Origin of the sequence: Pseudoduganella sp. RAF19, assembly GCF_052114165.1 — a bacterium.
Classification (GTDB): domain Bacteria; phylum Pseudomonadota; class Gammaproteobacteria; order Burkholderiales; family Burkholderiaceae_D; genus Rugamonas.
Window position 1 is genome coordinate 201496 of the sequence record NZ_JBFREF010000006.1, and the last position, 17173, is coordinate 218668.

13 protein-coding genes are annotated in these 17173 nt (G+C 61.2%); 9 read left to right on the top strand and 4 right to left on the bottom strand.

The window, feature by feature from the left end; genetic code table 11:
* Nucleotides 1-69: 69 nt before the first annotated feature.
* A complete protein-coding gene (locus AB4Z19_RS17785; protein ID WP_442035725.1) occupies nt 70-600 on the bottom strand; it encodes a DinB family protein in 531 nt (176 codons plus the stop codon).
* A gap of 70 nt (nt 601-670) precedes the next feature.
* On the opposite strand from AB4Z19_RS17785, the gene ychF reads away from it, so the two are divergent.
* The 3 genes from ychF (at nt 671) to AB4Z19_RS17800 (ending at nt 7396) form a co-directional block, all read left to right on the top strand.
* Nucleotides 671-1762 carry a redox-regulated ATPase YchF gene (ychF, locus tag AB4Z19_RS17790; protein ID WP_442029327.1) on the top strand — a complete coding sequence of 364 codons (1092 nt, stop codon included), beginning with the start codon at nt 671-673 and terminating at the stop codon, nt 1760-1762.
* Nucleotides 1763-1918: 156 nt separating this feature from the next.
* On the top strand, nt 1919-7150 hold the full coding sequence (locus AB4Z19_RS17795) for a hypothetical protein (RefSeq protein ID WP_442035726.1): 5232 nt from the start codon (nt 1919-1921) through the stop codon (nt 7148-7150).
* 102 nt (nt 7151-7252) lie between these two features.
* On the top strand, nt 7253-7396 hold the full coding sequence (locus tag AB4Z19_RS17800) for a hypothetical protein (RefSeq protein WP_442023144.1): 144 nt from the start codon (nt 7253-7255) through the stop codon (nt 7394-7396).
* A 79-nt stretch (nt 7397-7475) separates the two neighbouring features.
* On the opposite strand, the gene AB4Z19_RS17805 is transcribed toward AB4Z19_RS17800, so the two are convergent.
* Together AB4Z19_RS17805 and AB4Z19_RS17810 are read right to left on the bottom strand one after the other, a co-directional pair.
* Nucleotides 7476-8699, bottom strand: a complete 1224-nt coding sequence (locus tag AB4Z19_RS17805; RefSeq protein WP_442023143.1) for a glycosyltransferase — start codon at nt 8697-8699, stop codon at nt 7476-7478.
* Entirely contained in the window at nt 8699-9190 is a 492-nt protein-coding gene (locus tag AB4Z19_RS17810) for a nuclear transport factor 2 family protein (RefSeq protein WP_442023142.1), read from the bottom strand. The genes AB4Z19_RS17805 and AB4Z19_RS17810 overlap by 1 nt, the downstream gene beginning before the upstream one ends.
* 62 nt (nt 9191-9252) lie before the next feature.
* Here AB4Z19_RS17810 and AB4Z19_RS17815 point away from each other — a divergent pair, with 62 nt between their 5' ends.
* From AB4Z19_RS17815 to AB4Z19_RS17825, 3 genes are all read left to right on the top strand, one after another.
* A complete protein-coding gene (locus tag AB4Z19_RS17815; protein ID WP_442035727.1) occupies nt 9253-10758 on the top strand; it encodes an NYN domain-containing protein in 1506 nt (501 codons plus the stop codon).
* Nucleotides 10759-10858: 100 nt separating this feature from the next.
* On the top strand, nt 10859-11710 hold the full coding sequence (locus AB4Z19_RS17820; protein WP_442023140.1) for an MOSC domain-containing protein: 852 nt from the start codon (nt 10859-10861) through the stop codon (nt 11708-11710).
* A gap of 31 nt (nt 11711-11741) precedes the next feature.
* Nucleotides 11742-12872 (top strand): DUF484 family protein, encoded by a 1131-nt coding sequence (locus AB4Z19_RS17825; protein WP_442023148.1) that lies wholly within the window; start codon nt 11742-11744, stop codon nt 12870-12872.
* A gap of 69 nt (nt 12873-12941) precedes the next feature.
* Here the strand turns inward: AB4Z19_RS17825 and AB4Z19_RS17830 are convergent, their stop codons facing one another.
* Nucleotides 12942-14921 carry a cation:proton antiporter domain-containing protein gene (locus AB4Z19_RS17830; RefSeq protein WP_442023139.1) on the bottom strand — a complete coding sequence of 660 codons (1980 nt, stop codon included), beginning with the start codon at nt 14919-14921 and terminating at the stop codon, nt 12942-12944.
* A gap of 80 nt (nt 14922-15001) precedes the next feature.
* Here AB4Z19_RS17830 and AB4Z19_RS17835 point away from each other — a divergent pair, with 80 nt between their 5' ends.
* Genes AB4Z19_RS17835 through lptC form a run of 3 tightly spaced genes read left to right on the top strand, consistent with a single transcriptional unit; the run spans nt 15002 to nt 17169 of the window.
* Nucleotides 15002-16024 carry a KpsF/GutQ family sugar-phosphate isomerase gene (locus AB4Z19_RS17835; RefSeq protein WP_442023147.1) on the top strand — a complete coding sequence of 341 codons (1023 nt, stop codon included), beginning with the start codon at nt 15002-15004 and terminating at the stop codon, nt 16022-16024.
* Nucleotides 16024-16563: a KdsC family phosphatase gene (locus AB4Z19_RS17840; RefSeq protein WP_442023138.1), complete on the top strand. Its 540-nt coding sequence runs from the start codon at nt 16024-16026 to the stop codon at nt 16561-16563. The genes AB4Z19_RS17835 and AB4Z19_RS17840 overlap by 1 nt, the downstream gene beginning before the upstream one ends.
* 9 nt (nt 16564-16572) lie before the next feature.
* A complete protein-coding gene (gene lptC / locus AB4Z19_RS17845; protein ID WP_442023137.1) occupies nt 16573-17169 on the top strand; it encodes an LPS export ABC transporter periplasmic protein LptC in 597 nt (198 codons plus the stop codon).
* Nucleotides 17170-17173: the final 4 nt, after the last annotated feature.

The following is a 17173-nucleotide window of genomic DNA, read 5'->3' on the forward strand; positions in this document are numbered from 1 at the left end:
ACGATAGCACAAGCCTGGCGATACTTGTATCGCTGGCCGCTGCCGGAAGTATCATGATTTGATCCGGGGTCACGCCTCTGGAACCAGCACCACCAGGTCAGTCACGCCCACGTCGATACCCTGCTGCGACAGCAAGGTCGTGGCCTGGCCACGGTGATGGGTTTGATGGTTAAAGAAGTGCATCAGCAGCCCGTCCAGTCTGCGGCTGCCGGGCACTCCCGCCATGCTCTTGTAATGCATCACGAGATCGAGATCCGCCCCCGTCAGCGCGCAGGCAAAATGCATGATCTGGCGGTCCATCCAGGCGCGGCGCACGCGCAGCGCGTCGAATTCCATGGCTTCGCCACGCAGATCAGTCGGTTGCGGCAGCTCCATTACGGCTGCCAGCATCTCGGCAAAGCGCGGATGGGAGCCAAAGCGGCGCAGCCAGATCGTGTCCGCATTGACAATATGCTGAAGCGTCGCCTGCAAGGAGCCGAAAAACGCGCCGCGGTCGGCGGTGCGCTCCTCGGGCGACAGCTTGGCGGCAGCTTCGTACAGCTTGTGGTTCATCCAGTCGTTGTACTGGGCCATCAGGCGGAATTGGGCGGTCAGGGACATGTTCTGGGGTACAATCTCGGTTTATTTTGCGGCGTTCGCCGTAGCAGAACATATATCTTAAAGGTTTTCCATGAGTCTCAAATGCGGCATCGTCGGCTTGCCTAACGTCGGCAAGTCCACCCTCTTCAATGCACTGACCAAGGCCGGTATCGCGGCCGAGAACTACCCGTTCTGCACGATCGAGCCGAACGTGGGCGTGGTGGAAGTGCCTGACCCGCGCATGGACAAGCTGGCTGCCATCGTCAATCCTGAGCGCATGGTGAACGCGATCGTTGAATTCGTCGACATCGCCGGCCTGGTGGCGGGCGCGTCGAAAGGCGAAGGTCTGGGCAACCAGTTCCTGTCGCACATCCGCGAAACCGACGCCATCGTGAACGTGGTGCGCTGCTTCGAAGACGACAACGTGATCCACGTGGCTGGCAAAGTCAGCCCGCTGGACGATATCGAGGTCATCCAGACCGAACTGGCGCTGGCCGACCTGGGCACCGTTGAGAAAGCCATCCACCGCGAGCAGAAGAAGGCCCGCTCCGGCGACAAGGATGCCGCCAAGCTGGTGGCCCTGATGGAAACCATCGTGCCGCACCTGAACGAAGCCAAGCCTGTGCGCGCCATGGGACTGGACGCTGAACAGATGGCCCTGATCAAGCCACTGTGCCTGATCACTGCCAAGCCGGCCATGTACGTGGCCAACGTCTCCGATAGCGGCTTCACCAACAACCCGCTGCTGGACCAGCTGACCAAGTACGCCGAGTCCCAGAACGCACCGATCGTGGCGATCTGCGCCGCCATCGAAGCCGAGATCGCCGACCTGGACGACGCCGACAAGGTGGAGTTCCTGTCCGACATGGGCATGGAAGAGCCAGGCCTGAACCGCCTGATCCGCGCCGGCTACAAGCTGCTGGGCCTGCAGACCTACTTCACCGCCGGCGTGAAGGAAGTCCGCGCCTGGACCATCCACATCGGCGACACCGCCCCGCAAGCGGCCGGCGTGATCCACACCGACTTCGAACGCGGCTTCATCCGCGCCCAGACCATTTCCTATGACGACTACATCCAGTTCAAGGGTGAAGCCGGCGCCAAGGAAGCGGGCAAGATGCGCGCTGAAGGCAAGGAATACGTGGTGAAAGACGGCGACGTGCTGAACTTCCTGTTCAACGTCTAAGCTTCCCCTCGCTTGCCGGCCGCCCTTGGCCGGCAAGCTCCTTTCTTTTTCCGGCGCGCACTCGCGCACATGCCGGTTCCAATTGTGAATAATCGATAGATTTGCAATAAGATTGCCGTGCTAGCATTTGTCATTTCATATTGGCAAATTACCATCATGGCGATCTATATCGGCACTGACCAGAACGACACGCTGTTTGGCACCTCGGAAGATGATTCGATCTACGGCGGTGCGGGCGATGATTCGCTCGTCGGTACTGCTGGAAATGATTTGCTGGATGGTGGTACTGGCAACGATACGCTGGTCGCCCCCGTTTCTGGCAACTTCACTGTGAATGGCGGGGATGGTGACGATACGGTTCTGCTGAATATGCTGGCTGATGGCTATGGTGGAACTATTACTGGCGGCGTCGGTCGCCAGACCTATGTCTTTGAATCTGTGCTCTACCAAAGCCATCCCATCATCACGGATTTCAAGGCTGGCGCTAGCGGTGACTGCATCGACACGACGAAATTGCTGAAGGCTCTCAATAACTACTACTACTTCGGTGGAAATCCCTTTGACCCGAAGATTGGCGTTATGGATTTACAGCAGGTAGGCGCCGATGTTCACGTACTGTTTGACAGGGATGGCATCAGCCCTTATTACAATCCTCAGGTTCTTGTCGTCCTGCAAAACGTGGAGTTGGCAAGCCTTACGCGCGATAACTTCGTCAACAGCGTGCCGATTAACACTGGCGCACCAGGCCTGCTGCTGACGGGGACCGATGGCAATGACAGCCTGGTTGGCGACAGCACTAACGACACCCTGCTTGGCAACGGCGGCAACGATACCCTGTCCGGCGATTACGGCCATGACCTTCTCAATGGAGGAGATGGGGACGATGTGCTGATTGGCGGCGATGGCGACAATACCATGTACGGTGGTGACGGTAACGACACGCTGATTGGTACGTCCGAAGACAAGTTGCTCGATGGCGGTGCCGGGAATGATGCATTCAGCTATAAGTTTGGCGATCTGCTGGTCGGCAATACAACGCTGTCGGGTGGCGCAGGCGATGACAGTTTCACCCTGCACGGCGTTCTGCCAGTGTGGAGCACGCATGTCGAAACCGTGTTTATCGACGGCGGCGATGGCAATGACCGCATCAATATGTACTTTAATTGGGGCGAGAACGATAACATCAAGGTGATCGCTCGAGGCGGCGCCGGTTCGGATACTTACGCCGTCGTGTGGGACTTCAATAATGGCTTCAGCTACAAGATCCTGGATTTCCAGGGCGGTGCAGGTGGAGACATGCTGGATCTGAAGCCCTTGCTGGATTATGTGCATGCGAGTCCTGATGTGCGTCTCGATCCCTTCGGTATCGGCCGTCTTACGTTTGTACAGCAGGGCGCCGACACTGCGGTCGCTTGGGGCGGAAATGGCTGGCCATTCCATGTGGTTGTGACGCTGGCAAACTTCCAGGCCAGCACGCTGACGGATGCAAACTTTGCCGCATCCGCTCCGGTAGTGGATGGCAACACCATTACCGGCAGCGTGGGCGCCGACTCGCTGCAGGGCACAGACGCGAACAACTATATGCAAAGCGGCGCAGGCGCGGATACCCTGGATGGCGGCGCGGGCGCGGACACCCTGATTGGTGGTTCGGGCAATGACTATTACGTGCTTGATAGCATTGATGACGTTGTGGTTGAGAAAAGCAACGGCGGTATCGATACCGTTGTCATGAATGGCGCAGTGTATATCGATGCTTACACACTGGCGCCGAACGTCGAGAATGCAAAGATACTGTCCGAGGCCGGTGTCGTTAACGGTAATGAGCTGGCTAATCAAATCGAGCTGCACGTTAGCGGAGCCGCATATGGCATGGCCGGTAACGACACCATGGTCGGCGACGCGGGTGCGCAAACCTTGTCCGGCGGGGACGGGGACGATGTGCTGATCGGTGGTGGCGGTCATGACGTAATTGATGGCGGCGCCGGCAAAGACGAATTGCGTTTGGAGGGCAGCTACGAAGACTATCGCTTTGCGCTGTCGGCTGATGGTCAAATCGTGATCACACGGATAGACGTCGATGACGTGGTGTCCGTGAAAAATATCGAATCGCTGGCCTTCTCCAATGTCACGCAATCTGCGGCGCAGATTCGGGCGATGCTTGGTACATCTGGCGACAACGTGCTGACGGGGACCGATCGTGCCGACGTGCTGGATGGCTTGGCCGGCAACGACACCATGATCGGTGGCAAAGGCGACGACGCGTACTATGTCGACAGCGTGGGCGACAAGGTAGTGGAACTCGCTGGCGGCGGGCAGGATACGGTGTACACGACACTGGCGCGCTACACCATGAGCGACAACGTCGAAAACCTGATCGCGACAGGATCGACTGGATTTATTGGCGTCGGCAACAATCTGGATAACCTCATGCACGGCACCAGCGGCGCCGACCGGCTGGAAGGACTGGGCGGCAATGACCGGTTTGAAGCGAGCGCTGGCAACGATACCTATCTGGGCGGCGACGGTGAAGATACGGTACTGATGATGGCTGCGCGCAGCGACTACACAGTCAAGCGTCTGAGTGCCACAGACACGCTGATTACCAATACTGTCACGGGAGGCACCCTGACCGTGCGGGGTGTCGAGTATTTCCTAATGAACGGCGTGAAGGCTTCTTTGGCGGACCTTCTGGTGGGGCTGCCAAGTACCGGTGCCGATAGCCTGGTTGGCGGTGATGGCGCCGATACGATGGATGGCATGGGCGGGAATGACACCATGGTTGGCGGAGGAGGGGATGATCTCTACCTGGTCTCCTCTGCCGGCGTACGGATCATCGAAAAGACGGACGGAGGCTACGATAAAGCCGAGGTTTCATACGTAGGAACACCTTACCAGCTTGGCGACAATGTGGAGGAGGCCTATGCGGTGAAAGGCACGCTGGCAGTCGGTATTGCAGGCAATGCGCAAGACAACCTCCTGAAGGGCAATGATGGCGTCAACGTTCTGCAAGGAGCCGCCGGGAACGATACGCTTGATGGCGGTGCAGGCGGGGACAGGATGATGGGCGGCACTGGCGATGACACTTATTACGTCGATAGCAGCAGCGACGTCGTGACCGAATTCGCAAACGAGGGCCACGACAAAGTCATCACCAAGCTCGCGATTTACGCACTGGCAGCGAACGTCGATGATCTGAGCTACGAAGGCAGCGCGGCGTTCAGACTGTCGGGCAATGTACTTGACAATGTCATCCAGGTCATCGGTGGTGCGAGTGGCGTTATAGATGGCGGGGCTGGCGCCGACACCGTCCTCATCGATGGCGTCTTCAGCGATTACGTTTGCGCACGTCCGAACGCGACTGACCTGGTCCTGAGCAAAGGCAGTCAGGTAATCACTTTGCGAAACGTGGAGGCAGTGAGCTTCCACAACCCGGCTGACGATTCGCTGGTCACGAAAAGCTATGCAGAGCTGATCAACAATATCGTCAGCGTCGGCAATGACATCCTGGTTGGCACTTCGGGAAATGATCGTCTTGATGGCGGCAAGGGCAACGACAGCATGGCGGGTGGCTCAGGTGATGACACCTATGTGGTCGATGCGGTAGGGGATGTGATCCACGAAGATCTTGATGCAGGCACCGACAAGGTCGAAGTCGCCTTCACATCCATCGGGACTTATATCTTGTCGGATAACATCGAAAACGCTGTCGTAACTGGCAGTGCGGGCGCTGGCGTAACAGGTAATGCATCAGACAATAACCTGAAGGGTAACAGCGGCGCGAATACGCTGGTTGGCAATGCTGGCAACGACACGTTGGATGGCGGTGCTGGCGCAGACAGGCTGATTGGCGGTGTTGGTGATGACACATATGTAGTGGACTCGGCAAGCGACGTCGTTACGGAACTGCTGAACGAAGGGCACGATACGGTGAAGACTGCGCTGGCGACTTACACGCTGGCAGCAAACGTCGAGGAACTTATCTTTGGTGGCGCTTCCGGTTTCAAGCTGACCGGCAATACTCTGGACAACACCATTTATCTCAATCGGGCCAGCGGTACGGTCGACGGCGCAGCCGGCAACGATACCGTTATTGTCGATGGCAGCTTCGCGGACTTCGTGCGCACCCGTCCGAACGCGACGGATCTGGTGCTGACCAAGGGCAGCCAGGTCATCACGCTGCGCAATGTGGAGGCGGTCAGCTTCCACAACACGACCGACGACTCCATCGTCACCAAGAGCTACAAGGATCTGGTCTTCAATGTGGTCAGCATCGGCAACGATATCCTGGGTGGCACCGCGGGCGATGACCGCCTTGACGGGGGCAAGGGCGCGGACGACATGACGGGCGGTGCCGGCAATGACACCTATGTGGTCGATGTCGCTGGCGACGTGATCCACGAAGACGCAGCAGGCGGTACGGACATGGTGGAGGTGGCATTTGCAACTGCCGGCACCTACACGCTGTCCGACAATCTAGAGAACGCCATCATCAAGGGCAGCGTAGCCGCGAATGTCATCGGCAATGGCGAAGACAACATCCTGACTGGCAATGGCGGCGCCAATTCCTTGTCCGGCATGGATGGCGACGACACGCTGGACGGTGGCGCCGGCAATGACGTCCTGAACGGTGGTGCTGGCAACGACAGTCTGATCGGCGGGGCAGGCAACGACAAGCTGGTTGGCAGCGCTGGCGACGATACTTACGTGGTGGACAGCGCCGCTGACGTCATTGTCGAACAGTCTGGCGAAGGCACCGACACTGTCCTTGCTTCCTCCTCCAGCTACACCCTGTCGGCCAATGTGGAAGCGCTGCTGTACACCGGCAGCGGCAACTTCACCGGCACCGGCAACGCAGACAGCAACCTGATCACAGGCGGTGCCGGCAACGACGTTCTGAATGGCATGGGTGGCGACGATACGCTGCTGGGCGGCGCGGGCAGCGACACCCTGACTGGTGGCGCAGGCACCGACTACTTCGTGCTCAACACCACCATCGGCAGCGACACGGTCAAGGACTTCGTCAGCGGCACCGACAAGCTCATTGTGCTGCAGTCTGGGATCGCTATCGGCAACAAGGACAACGTCGTCGATGGCGCCGAGATTCGCGGCGCTGCAGGTGGCTTTAGCGCGAGCGCCGAACTGGTGGTCTTCACGCAGAACGTGGCGTCGATGAATGCGGTCAACGCTGCCGCAGCCATCGGCAGCGCGGCGTCGAATTACCACGCGGGGGACACAGTCTTGTTCGCACTGCACAGCGGCACGACCAACACCCTGTTCAAGTTCACTTCGAATGGCGACGATGCCGTTGTCAGCGCCGCCGAGCTGACGCAGCTGGCCACCCTGACTGGTGCGCCTATTATTTCAGCGGAAGATCTTTTGTTTGCATGAAGAAAACTGTATTGCCTGTGGCGAATGGTGAGATTTCCTCTGACGATGCCCTTCTGAGCGGGAACCCATACCGGATCGTCCGCGTTCGAGGGCTCGGGCAACGTGCTGGATAACGTCCTGACCGGCAGCACCGGTAGCGCTTTCCTGAGCGGCGTGGCGGGTAACGACACCCTGCTTGGCGGCGACAGCAACGACCTGCTGCGCGTAGGCAGCGGCCATGACCTGGCTGATGGCGGCAGTGGCTGACAGGAGTTACCGCCCTCAATTTCCAGGACGTCCAGTTCTTCTGATCTGACCTGGACGTCAGCGGCTCCTTGCTGGGGGCTTACGGCAGTACGAAGCGCATCTGCTCCGGCAGCGAATGCCGGTGCAGGTCGTAACGGTCGACGATGGTCTGGCGCGCGGCTTCGCGCAGCGCGGTCAGGCTGTAGCGACGTTCCAGGGCGTTGGCAACGGTGTGGGCCAGCTGTTCGACGTCGAAGAAGTCCGTCAGCAGACCATTCTGGCCGTGGGTGATCATCTCTTCCAGCGGCGCGGTGCGGGAGCCGACAATCAGGCACCCTGCGCTCATGGCTTCCATCAGCGACCAGGACAACACGAAGGGGTAGGTGAGGTAGGTGTACACCGCCGACACCTGCATCAGCTGCGTCAGCACGGAATGGGGCAGCTTGCCGACAAAGTGTACGCGGCTCATATCCAGCTTATCCTTGACCTCATCGCGGAAGATCTCTTTCCACGTCTTGCCTTTCGGCGGCGCGGCGCCGTAGCTCACGCCGTCCGCTCCCACGATCACGACACGCACATTCGGCCGCAGCTTCTGCACCAGAGGCAGGGCGCGCATGAAGATGTGGTAGCCGCGATAAGGCTCCAGCTGACGCGAGACGAAAGTCACCACTTCGTCGCCGGGGCGCAGTGTAAGGCCCGCCGTGGCCAAGCTCACGCTGGCGTTCTGACTTGGGCGGAAGCGCTCCGTGTCGATACCGTCGTGGATCACCGAAATGCGGTCGCGGAACCAGGCGGGATGGCGGTCGCGCTGGAACCGCGTTGGCGACAAGCCGGCATCGGCAGCCGATATCGCATGCAGCAAGTGGGTATTGCGCAGGCGCAAGCGCTGCAGGCTGGCCAGCGTCGGCTCGGTCGAAAATTCCGGGTCGAAGTGGGAATCGCCGCCTTGGGCAGAATAATAGTACTCGGCGTAGACCAGCATGCGCGCGCGCGGGAACACGTCCTTGATGAACAGCGCCTCGCCCCAGCCAGGATGAACAAAGACCACGTCCGGATCGAATCCTTGCTGCTTCAGCTGATGCAGCGAATGAGCGGCCGATTCGCCGCGCAGCACTTTGCTGTACAGGTCCTGCAGTTGTGGCGCCTGAGACTTCACCGGCTGTGGCACGCGTGCCATGTGGCGGAAGTAGCGAACGCCTTTCAGGGGCTCGGGCTGTTCAGCCATTCCCAGCGCAACAACTTCATGGCCTTCCGCAGCAAGGGCGGGAGCGAGGTGGCGGAATTGACCAGGAAAGTTCTGATGGATGAAAAGGAAACGCGCCATTACTTGTTCTTGTTCTCGTACTCGGAAATGGCCTTGGTGAAGCTGTCCATCAGCGGATTCGGCACGGCCAGCGAGAGCTGGTAATGGTCGATCAGGAAGCCGTGGCCGGTGTTGTGTAGCACGCCGCTGGCTTGGGCGGTGCCGAACTGGGTGTTGAGCTGCTCATCCCACCAGACGTACTTTTTGTCCGGAGAGAAGTAGACGTTGCGTTTCTGCGCGGTGAAGCTCCAGGCTTTCTTGCGGTCCCAGAAGCGCTTGGCCCAGGCTTTGAACTCGTCGCGGGTCCAGATTTCGGACTTGTCGGTGCCGATGAACACGCCCTCGGGGGCGAACTTGTCCCAGTAATCGGGACGGGTGTTGGCGGCGTCGTCGTGCCAGCGGTCGACGAAGGCGTTTACTTGCTGGCGGAAGGCCGCATCGGCGTCGGGCGTCTGGGCGGAAACGCCGCTGGCAGCAGCGCACAATAGCAGGGTCGCGATGAGTTTTTTCATGGGCGGTAGCATACACCGTTTATAATCGTTGGATTGTGCATAGAAGATAACAAGACTCATCGATGGCTTCAAACGAAAACCTCAGCATGGCGCTGTTCTGCGACTTCGAGAACGTCGCACTGGGCGTGCGCGATGCGAACTACGAAAAATTCGACATCAAGCCGGTACTGGAACGCCTGCTGCTGAAGGGCAGCATCGTAGTCAAGAAGGCGTACTGCGACTGGGACCGCTACAAAGGCTTCAAGGGCGGCATGCATGAAGCGAACTTCGAACTGATCGAGATTCCGCACGTGCGCATGTCCGGCAAGAACTCCGCCGACATCCGCATGGTCGTCGACGCGCTCGACCTGTGCTACACGAAGTCGCACGTGAACACCTTCGTCATCATTTCCGGTGACTCCGATTTCTCCCCGCTGGTTTCCAAGCTGCGCGAGAACGCCAAGCGCGTGATCGGCGTGGGTGTGAAGGATTCCACTTCCGACCTGCTGGTGGCAGGCTGCGACGAATTCATTTTCTACGACGACCTGGTGCGCGAATCGCGCCGCCAGCAGGCTGCGCGCCGCGACGAGCAGCGTCCGAAGCGTACGCCGGAAGAAGAGAAGCGCCGCAAGGAGGAAATGGACAAGCGCCGCAACCAGGCGGTGGAAATTGCCTACTCGACCTTCGATGCGCTGGCCGCCGAACGCGGCGAGGGAAAGATCTGGGCGTCCGTGCTGAAAGAGGCGATCAAGCGCCGCAAGCCGGACTTCAGCGAGTCCTATTACGGTTTCCGTACCTTCGGCAATCTGCTGGAAGAGATGAAGGCGCGCGGCCTGCTGGAATTCGGCCGTGACGAGAAATCGGGTGCTTATGTGTACCGCGGCAGCCAGCCGGTAGTGGCGCCAGTGGCGGTGACCGAGCCTGCCGCTGAAGGCGAAACCGCCGGCGCAACTGCTGAGCAGGCAGCGCAGGCAGAAGCCGGCGAGCAGCGCGAAGGCCGTGAAGGCCGCCAGGATAGCCGCCGCAGCCGCGGCAACCGTGGCGGACGCAATCGCCGTGGTGGCGCCCCTGTGCCGGAGTCCGAGGAATCCATGGCCGCCGACATCGCCGCCGCGGAGGAAGCACTGGCGGCCGAGGCCAATCAGGTCGAGGCCGCGCTGGATGACGCGCCCGAAGTGGAGGCCGGCGCCGTTGCAGCCGATGCTGAAGCCGAAGCCCCGGAGCAGTCTGAAGCCCCGGCGCCTGCCAAGCGCGGCGCCCGTGGCGCGGCCCGCAAGCCGGCCGCCAAGAAGACCACCCGCACCAGCAAGGTCGCCAAGGCCGCCGCAGCCGCTGCGGAAGCCGTGAACGAAGCGGAAGCCGTACTGGCCGCCGACGCTGCCGCCGCTGCGGCCGACAGCAAGGCTGCCGATGCGGATGCCGAAGCCGCCGCCGACCGCGCACTGGAAGCGTCCGTGAACGCTATCGAAAACGAACTCGATGCCGATTCCGGCGCCGCCAAGGCGAAGCGCGTGCCCAAGCCGGGCAAGCACAAGGCGCCTGCCCGCAGCAGGCTGCCACGCAAGCCGAAGCCCAAAACCGAGGCCTGATCCGGCCGGGAGGGCCGAAATAAGCGCGGCGGCCGATTGTCGGCCGTCCGCTTTGCTGCCATAATCGATGCTTAATAATTAGTCATCGGGCGTTAGCAACATGGCCATCCTCTCCGAACTCAATCTGTATCCGATCAAATCCTGTGCGGGCATCGCGCTCAAGGAAGCCACGCTGACGCGCGCCGGCCTGATGTCGGAGCAGATTTACGACCGCGAGTGGGTGCTGGTCGGCACCGACGGGGTGGCGCTCACCCAGCGCGAGCATCCGCGCATGGCCCTGATCAAGCCCAAACTGAAAAGCGACGTGCTGGAGATCAGTGCTCCCGGCATGCTGCGTCTCGAAATCCCCCTTGGCATGCCCGATCCGGACACCGCGCCCACCTTGCAAGTGCAGGTGTGGGAAGACAGCGTGCTGGCCTACGATTGCGACGAAACCACCGCGACCTGGTTCAGCAGCTATCTCGGACTGCCGTGCCGCCTGGCGCGCTTCCACGTCAATGCCAAGCGCACCACCAGCGGCACCTGGACCAACGGCGAGCAGCATCCCACCCTGTTCTCGGACGGCTACCCGATCCTGGTGATCGGCACCGGCTCCCTGCAGGACCTCAACGAAAAACTGAGCAAGGCAGGCCGCGACCAGCTGCCGATGAACCGCTTCCGCCCGAACATTGTGGTGGGCGGTATCGAGCCTTTCGAAGAAGACTACACCGACACCTTCACCATCGGCGATGCCGTTCTGAAGCCGGTGAAACCTTGCCCGCGCTGCCCCATGCCCTCGATCGATCAGTGCACCGGCGAATTCGGCCCGGACCCAATGGATATTCTGCAAGGCTACCGCGCCAAGCCGGAAGTGGACGGCGGCATCTGCTTCGGCATGAATGTGGTAGTTCTGCAAGGCGAGGGCCAGCGTTTAAGGGTAGGTGAGGAAATCGGAGTTACACTGGCATTTTGATAGTTGCATCGAATCGGCGGGGCTGATGGACATGACGCAAAAAATCCCGGGCAAGGGGCCCAAGCAAACGGACCTGGCGGCAGAAAACCAGGCGCTGCGGGCGCGCATGGCTTACCTGATCGAACAGGCCGAACGCAATCACGCCATCATGATGCGCCACCAGGCTTTCGACCTGGAGATCGTCGGCGCCGCCAGCTTCCCTGAACTGATTGGCACTATTTTCCGCACGCTGCCCGTCATCTCGGACCTGAGTGCCGTTACCCTGAGCCTGATCGACGAGGATTCGGACATCCGCACCGTGATGGAAAAGCTGGGTGTGAACTTTGCAGATTTCCCGCAGCTGATTTTCGTGCCGGATGTCGATGCCCTGGGCTTCGAGCTGACGCCGCGCATGCCGCCCAAGCCGGAACTGGGCATGTTCGATCCTGAGCGCCACGGTGCGCAGTTCCCGGATAGCTCGCAGCGCCTGCAAAGCGTGGCCATCGTGCCACTGCTGCGTAACAAGCGCATCATCGGCAGCCTGAATCTGGGCAGCGTGGACCCGGCGCGCTTCTCGCCATCGCTGGGCACGGACTTCGTGGAGCATATGGCGTCCATCATCGCCATCTGCCTGGAGAACGTGATCTCCAATGAAATGTTGAAGTACATCGGCCTGACCGATTCGCTCACCGGCGTGTACAACCGCCGCTATGTGGACCGCCGCCTGCTGGAAGAGATCTCGCGCGCACGCCGCCAGGATTATCCGATCTCCTTCATGTACATCGACATCGACCACTTCAAGCGCGTCAACGACACCGTCGGCCACCAGGGCGGCGACGATGTACTGCGCGAGGTGGCCAACCGCATCAAGAACGAACTGCGCCTGTCGGACGCGCTGGCGCGTTTCGGCGGCGAGGAGTTTGTTGTCCTGCTGATCAATGCGGACCTGGAAAGCGCGGCCTTCGTGGCGGAACGCATCCGCGCCGGCATTGCTGCCAGCATGATCGATTTGTCGGGCGGCGTGAAGGTATCGATTACCGCTTCGGTGGGTGTGGCCAGTCTGGCGCAGACGCCGGCCGATGCCGATGTTGATGCCCAGGCGCAGGCGCTGATTGCCCACGCGGACGAAGCCTTGTACCAGGCCAAAGAAGGCGGCCGTAACCGCGTGATTCGCTACGGCTGATCACGCATGGCGGGTCAATGACCCGCCCTACGCAGTGGCGTATTGTAGGGCGGATCATCGATCCGCCGTTCAGGCCAAAAGATTATTCTCGGCGCGCGCTACGGCTTCGGCGGCGCCGCGCAGCACGATGACGTCGCCCGCCTCCAGCACCGTTTCTTCCGATACTTCCAGCCTTGCCTTGCCGCGCCGGATGGCCGTCACCTCGGCGCCGGTGTCGCCGAGATCGACCTCGCGTAGCGGCTTGCCGACGCAGGAAGCGCCATCGCCCAGCGCCACCGTATGCAGGCGCACCAGCTCCGACTCGTCGCCCGTATCGCTGGCGCCGTGGAAGTAGCCGCGCAGCGAGGCATAGCGTTCTTCGCGCGCGCGCTGCACGCGGTGCACCACGCGTCGTAGCGGCACGCCCAGCATCACCAAGGCGTGGGAGGCCAGCATCAGCGAGCCTTCCATCAGTTCCGGCACTACTTCAGCAGCGCCGGCGGCTTTCAGGCGGTCCAGGTCCGAATCGTCATGCGAGCGCACGATGACCGGCAGGGTAGGGGCCAGCTCATGCACCAGATACAGCACCTTCAGCGCCGAGGGCGTGCTGGCGTAGGTAATCACGATCGCTGAAGCGCGATAGATACCGGCTGCAATCAGCGATTCGCGCCGCGCCGCATCGCCGTAAGACACGTTGGCGCCGGCGCTCTGCGCTTCCTGCACGCGGGTCGGGTCCAGGTCCAGCGCGTGGTAATCGATATTCTCTTCGGCCAGCAGGCGCGCCAGGTTCTGGCCCGAACGGCCGAAACCCGCCACGATCACGTGCTTGTTGGTGGACATGGTGCGTGCCGCGATCTTGGTCAGGGTCAGCGACTGCATCATCCATTCGTTGGCGGAGAACTTCAGCACAATCTTGTCCGACTGCTCGATCAGGAAGGGCGCCAGCAGCATGGACAACACCATCGACGCCAGCACCACCTGCACCACAAAGGGATCGACCAGGCGCATGCCGCCCACCACGTTCAGCAGCACGAAGCCGAATTCGCCCGCCTGTGCCAGCGCCAGGCCGGTACGCATCGCCGTGCCGGTATTTGCACCGAACAGGCGCGCCAGGCCGGCGATCAGGCCGAACTTCAGCAGCACCGGACCGGCCAGCAGAAGCAGCACCAGCCACCAGTTTTCCAGCACGATGCGCACATTCAGCAGCATGCCGATGGTGATGAAGAAAAGCCCCAGCAGCACGTCGCGGAACGGTTTGATGTCCTCTTCCACCTGGTGCTTGTATTCGGTTTCGGAAATCAGCATGCCCGCCACGAAAGCGCCCAGCGCCAGGGACAAGCCGGCCTGCTCGGTGATCCAGGCCGCGCCCAGCGTGATCAGCAGGAGGTTCAACATGAACAGTTCCTGCGAGCGGCGTTTGACCACCACCGTGAACCACTTGCGCATCACGCGCTGGCCGATAAACAGCAGCAGCACCAGCACCACCGTGGCCTTGAAGCTCGCGAAGGCCAGCGTCGGCGCCAGGTTCTCGGGATTCTGCGCCAGCGCCGGGATCAGAATCAGCAGTGGCACCACGGCCAGATCCTGGAACAGCAGGATGCCCACGATATTGCGGCCGTGTTCGCGCTCCAGTTCCAGCCGTTCCGTGAGCATTTTGACCACGATCGCGGTGGACGACATGGCCAGCGCGCCGCCCAGGGCGAAGGAAGCCTGCCAGGTCAGGTGAATTGCCGGCGGCAGCACGAAATGCACCGCCCAGCCAAACAGCATGGTGACGGCAATGGTCAGCGCCACCTGCGCCATGCCCAGTCCGAACACGATGCGCCGCATCGACATCAGCTTGGGAAGCGAGAATTCCAGTCCGATGGAGAACATCAGGAACACCACCCCGAATTCGCCCAGCGAGTGGGTGGCTTCGCTCTCGGCGGCCAGGTTCAGGGCATTGGGACCGATCAGAATGCCGACTGCCAGATAGCCGAGCATCGGTGGCAGGTGCAGCATGCGGAAAGCGACCACGCCCAGCACGGCGCTGGCGAGCAGCAGGAGAGTCAGTTCGAGGGGCGAGAACATTTTGATCCTAGTCGACTTGGCACCGTTGTTTGTTGCGTCTGGCAAGTTTTTTGCTTTACCAATTCGGCTATACTTCCGGCATGAGTGTAACCGATGAAAAAACAATGCTGAAAGCTTTTGATGCCAAGACCGCAACCCGCGCACTGGAACTGGCGCGCGAGGCCCTGCAAATCGAGACGGACGCGCTGCGCGCCCTGCATGAACGCCTGGCGACCGACGAGTCCGTGGGCAAGGCCGTGTCGCTGTTGCTGAATTGCAAAGGTCGCGTCGTGGTGTCCGGCATTGGCAAGTCCGGCCATATCGGTCGCAAGATTGCTGCCACCCTGGCGTCCACCGGTACGCCGGCCCTGTTCGTGCACCCGGCCGAAGCGGCGCATGGCGACCTGGGCATGATCACGCCGGAAGATGCGGTGATCGCCATTTCCTATTCCGGCGAAGCGGCCGAACTGATGGCCATTCTGCCGGTCGTGAAGCGCATGGGCGGCGTGGTGATTTCGATGACCGGCAAGCCGGAATCGAGCCTGGCCAAGCTGTCGGACGTGCACCTGGACGTGTCGGTCGCCAAGGAAGCCTGCCCGATGAATCTGGCGCCGACCGCCTCCACCACCGTCACGCTGGCGCTGGGCGACGCGATCGCCGTGGCGCTGCTGGACCTGCGCGGCTTCAAGGAAGAAGACTTCGCCCGTTCGCATCCGGGCGGCGCCCTGGGCCGCCGCCTGCTGACCCATGTGCGCGACATCATGCGCACCGGCGACGCCATTCCGGCCGTGGGCCTGGATACCCGTCTGCCGGACGCGCTGCTGGAAATCACCCAGAAGGGCATGGGCATGACCGCCATCGTCGACGCGGACAACAAGCCGGTCGGCGTGTTCACCGACGGCGACCTGCGCCGCATGATCGAGAAGGTGCAGGATTTCGGCAAGGTGATCATCAAGGATGTCATGCATCTGAACCCGCGCAGCATCAACGCGGACAAGCTGGCCGTGGATGCCGTGGCCATCATGGAAGAATTCCGCATCAACCAGATGCTGGTCACCGACGAAGCGGGCAAACTGGTAGGCGCCCTGCACATCCACGACCTTACGCGCGCCAAGGTGATCTGATGAGCCGCCCCTACAATATGGACATCGTCAAGCGCGCCGCCAAGGTGCGCCTGATGATCTTTGACGTCGATGGCGTACTGACCGACGGCAGCCTGCATTACGGTGCCGACGGCGAGATGATGAAGACCTTCAATGTGCACGATGGCCTGGGCATCAAGCTGCTGCAGGAATCGGGTGTGCAGACCGCCATCATCAGCGCGCGCCGTTCGCCGCAGGTGACCGCGCGTGCCAAGGACCTCGGCATCGAATTCGTCCACCAGGGCGGCCACGACAAGCTGACGCCGTTCAAGGCCCTGCTGCAGCAACTGGGCCTGACCGAAGAGCAGGTCGGCTTCATCGGCGACGATGTGGTGGACCTGCCTATCCTGAGCCGCGTCGGTTTCGCCGTGAGTGTGCCGAACGGCCGCCCGGAAGTGCACAGCCGCGTGCATCACGTGACCCAGGCCAGCGGTGGCCGCGGTGCAGTGCGCGAGGTGTGCGAATTCGTGCTGCGCGCTCAGGGCAATTTTGAGCGCATCATGGCGCAATTCATGGTGTAAGGAAGCAGTATGCGCAACCAGAGGACCTCTCACCGTGTCAGGCTTTCGATCGGCATGATGCTGGCGCTGTTCGCAGCCGTCGGCACCTTCTGGCTGCTCGAACTGCTGAACCGCGAAGGCGAGGAAATGCAGGCGGCCGCCAAGCTCACGGAGCCTGACTACATCGTCGAGCGCTTCAGCTTTGTGCGTCTGAGCAAAGAGGGCAAGCCGGCGTATATCGTTTCCGGCGACAAGCTGACCCACCGCCCGATTGACGATTCGTCCGAGATCGACAAGCCCGTCGTGCGCAAGATCACGCCGGACCTGCCGCCAATGGACATTCACGCCAAAACGGCGCGCGTGGACGACAGCAATAGCCGCGTCAAGCTGGCCGGCAATGTGACCGCCGACCGCGCCGGCACCGAGACCGTAAAGAGCTTCAGCATGAAGACTGAAGCGATGACGATTTATCCGGACGAAGACCGGATGGAAACGGACCAGGCGTTCACCGCCACGTCCGGCAACGCCAAGCTGACAGGCACTGGCCTGAAGGTGAATAACGCCACCAGCCAGGCGGAAGTGAACCAGCGCATGCGCCTGGTGTATCCGCCTGCCCCTCAGCGTTGAGCAA

What these genes read in the sequence shown, in the direction of transcription:
- AB4Z19_RS17785 (WP_442035725.1), bottom strand. Translation starts at nt 600, where the DNA reads ATGTCCCTGACCGCCCAATTCCGCCTGATGGCCCAGTACAACGACTGG.
- ychF (WP_442029327.1), top strand. Translation starts at nt 671, where the DNA reads ATGAGTCTCAAATGCGGCATCGTCGGCTTGCCTAACGTCGGCAAGTCC.
- AB4Z19_RS17795 (WP_442035726.1), top strand. Translation starts at nt 1,919, where the DNA reads ATGGCGATCTATATCGGCACTGACCAGAACGACACGCTGTTTGGCACC.
- AB4Z19_RS17805 (WP_442023143.1), bottom strand. Translation starts at nt 8,699, where the DNA reads ATGGCGCGTTTCCTTTTCATCCATCAGAACTTTCCTGGTCAATTCCGC.
- AB4Z19_RS17810 (WP_442023142.1), bottom strand. Translation starts at nt 9,190, where the DNA reads ATGAAAAAACTCATCGCGACCCTGCTATTGTGCGCTGCTGCCAGCGGC.
- AB4Z19_RS17815 (WP_442035727.1), top strand. Translation starts at nt 9,253, where the DNA reads ATGGCTTCAAACGAAAACCTCAGCATGGCGCTGTTCTGCGACTTCGAG.
- AB4Z19_RS17820 (WP_442023140.1), top strand. Translation starts at nt 10,859, where the DNA reads ATGGCCATCCTCTCCGAACTCAATCTGTATCCGATCAAATCCTGTGCG.
- AB4Z19_RS17825 (WP_442023148.1), top strand. Translation starts at nt 11,742, where the DNA reads ATGACGCAAAAAATCCCGGGCAAGGGGCCCAAGCAAACGGACCTGGCG.
- AB4Z19_RS17830 (WP_442023139.1), bottom strand. Translation starts at nt 14,921, where the DNA reads ATGTTCTCGCCCCTCGAACTGACTCTCCTGCTGCTCGCCAGCGCCGTG.
- AB4Z19_RS17835 (WP_442023147.1), top strand. Translation starts at nt 15,002, where the DNA reads ATGAGTGTAACCGATGAAAAAACAATGCTGAAAGCTTTTGATGCCAAG.
- AB4Z19_RS17840 (WP_442023138.1), top strand. Translation starts at nt 16,024, where the DNA reads ATGAGCCGCCCCTACAATATGGACATCGTCAAGCGCGCCGCCAAGGTG.
- lptC (WP_442023137.1), top strand. Translation starts at nt 16,573, where the DNA reads ATGCGCAACCAGAGGACCTCTCACCGTGTCAGGCTTTCGATCGGCATG.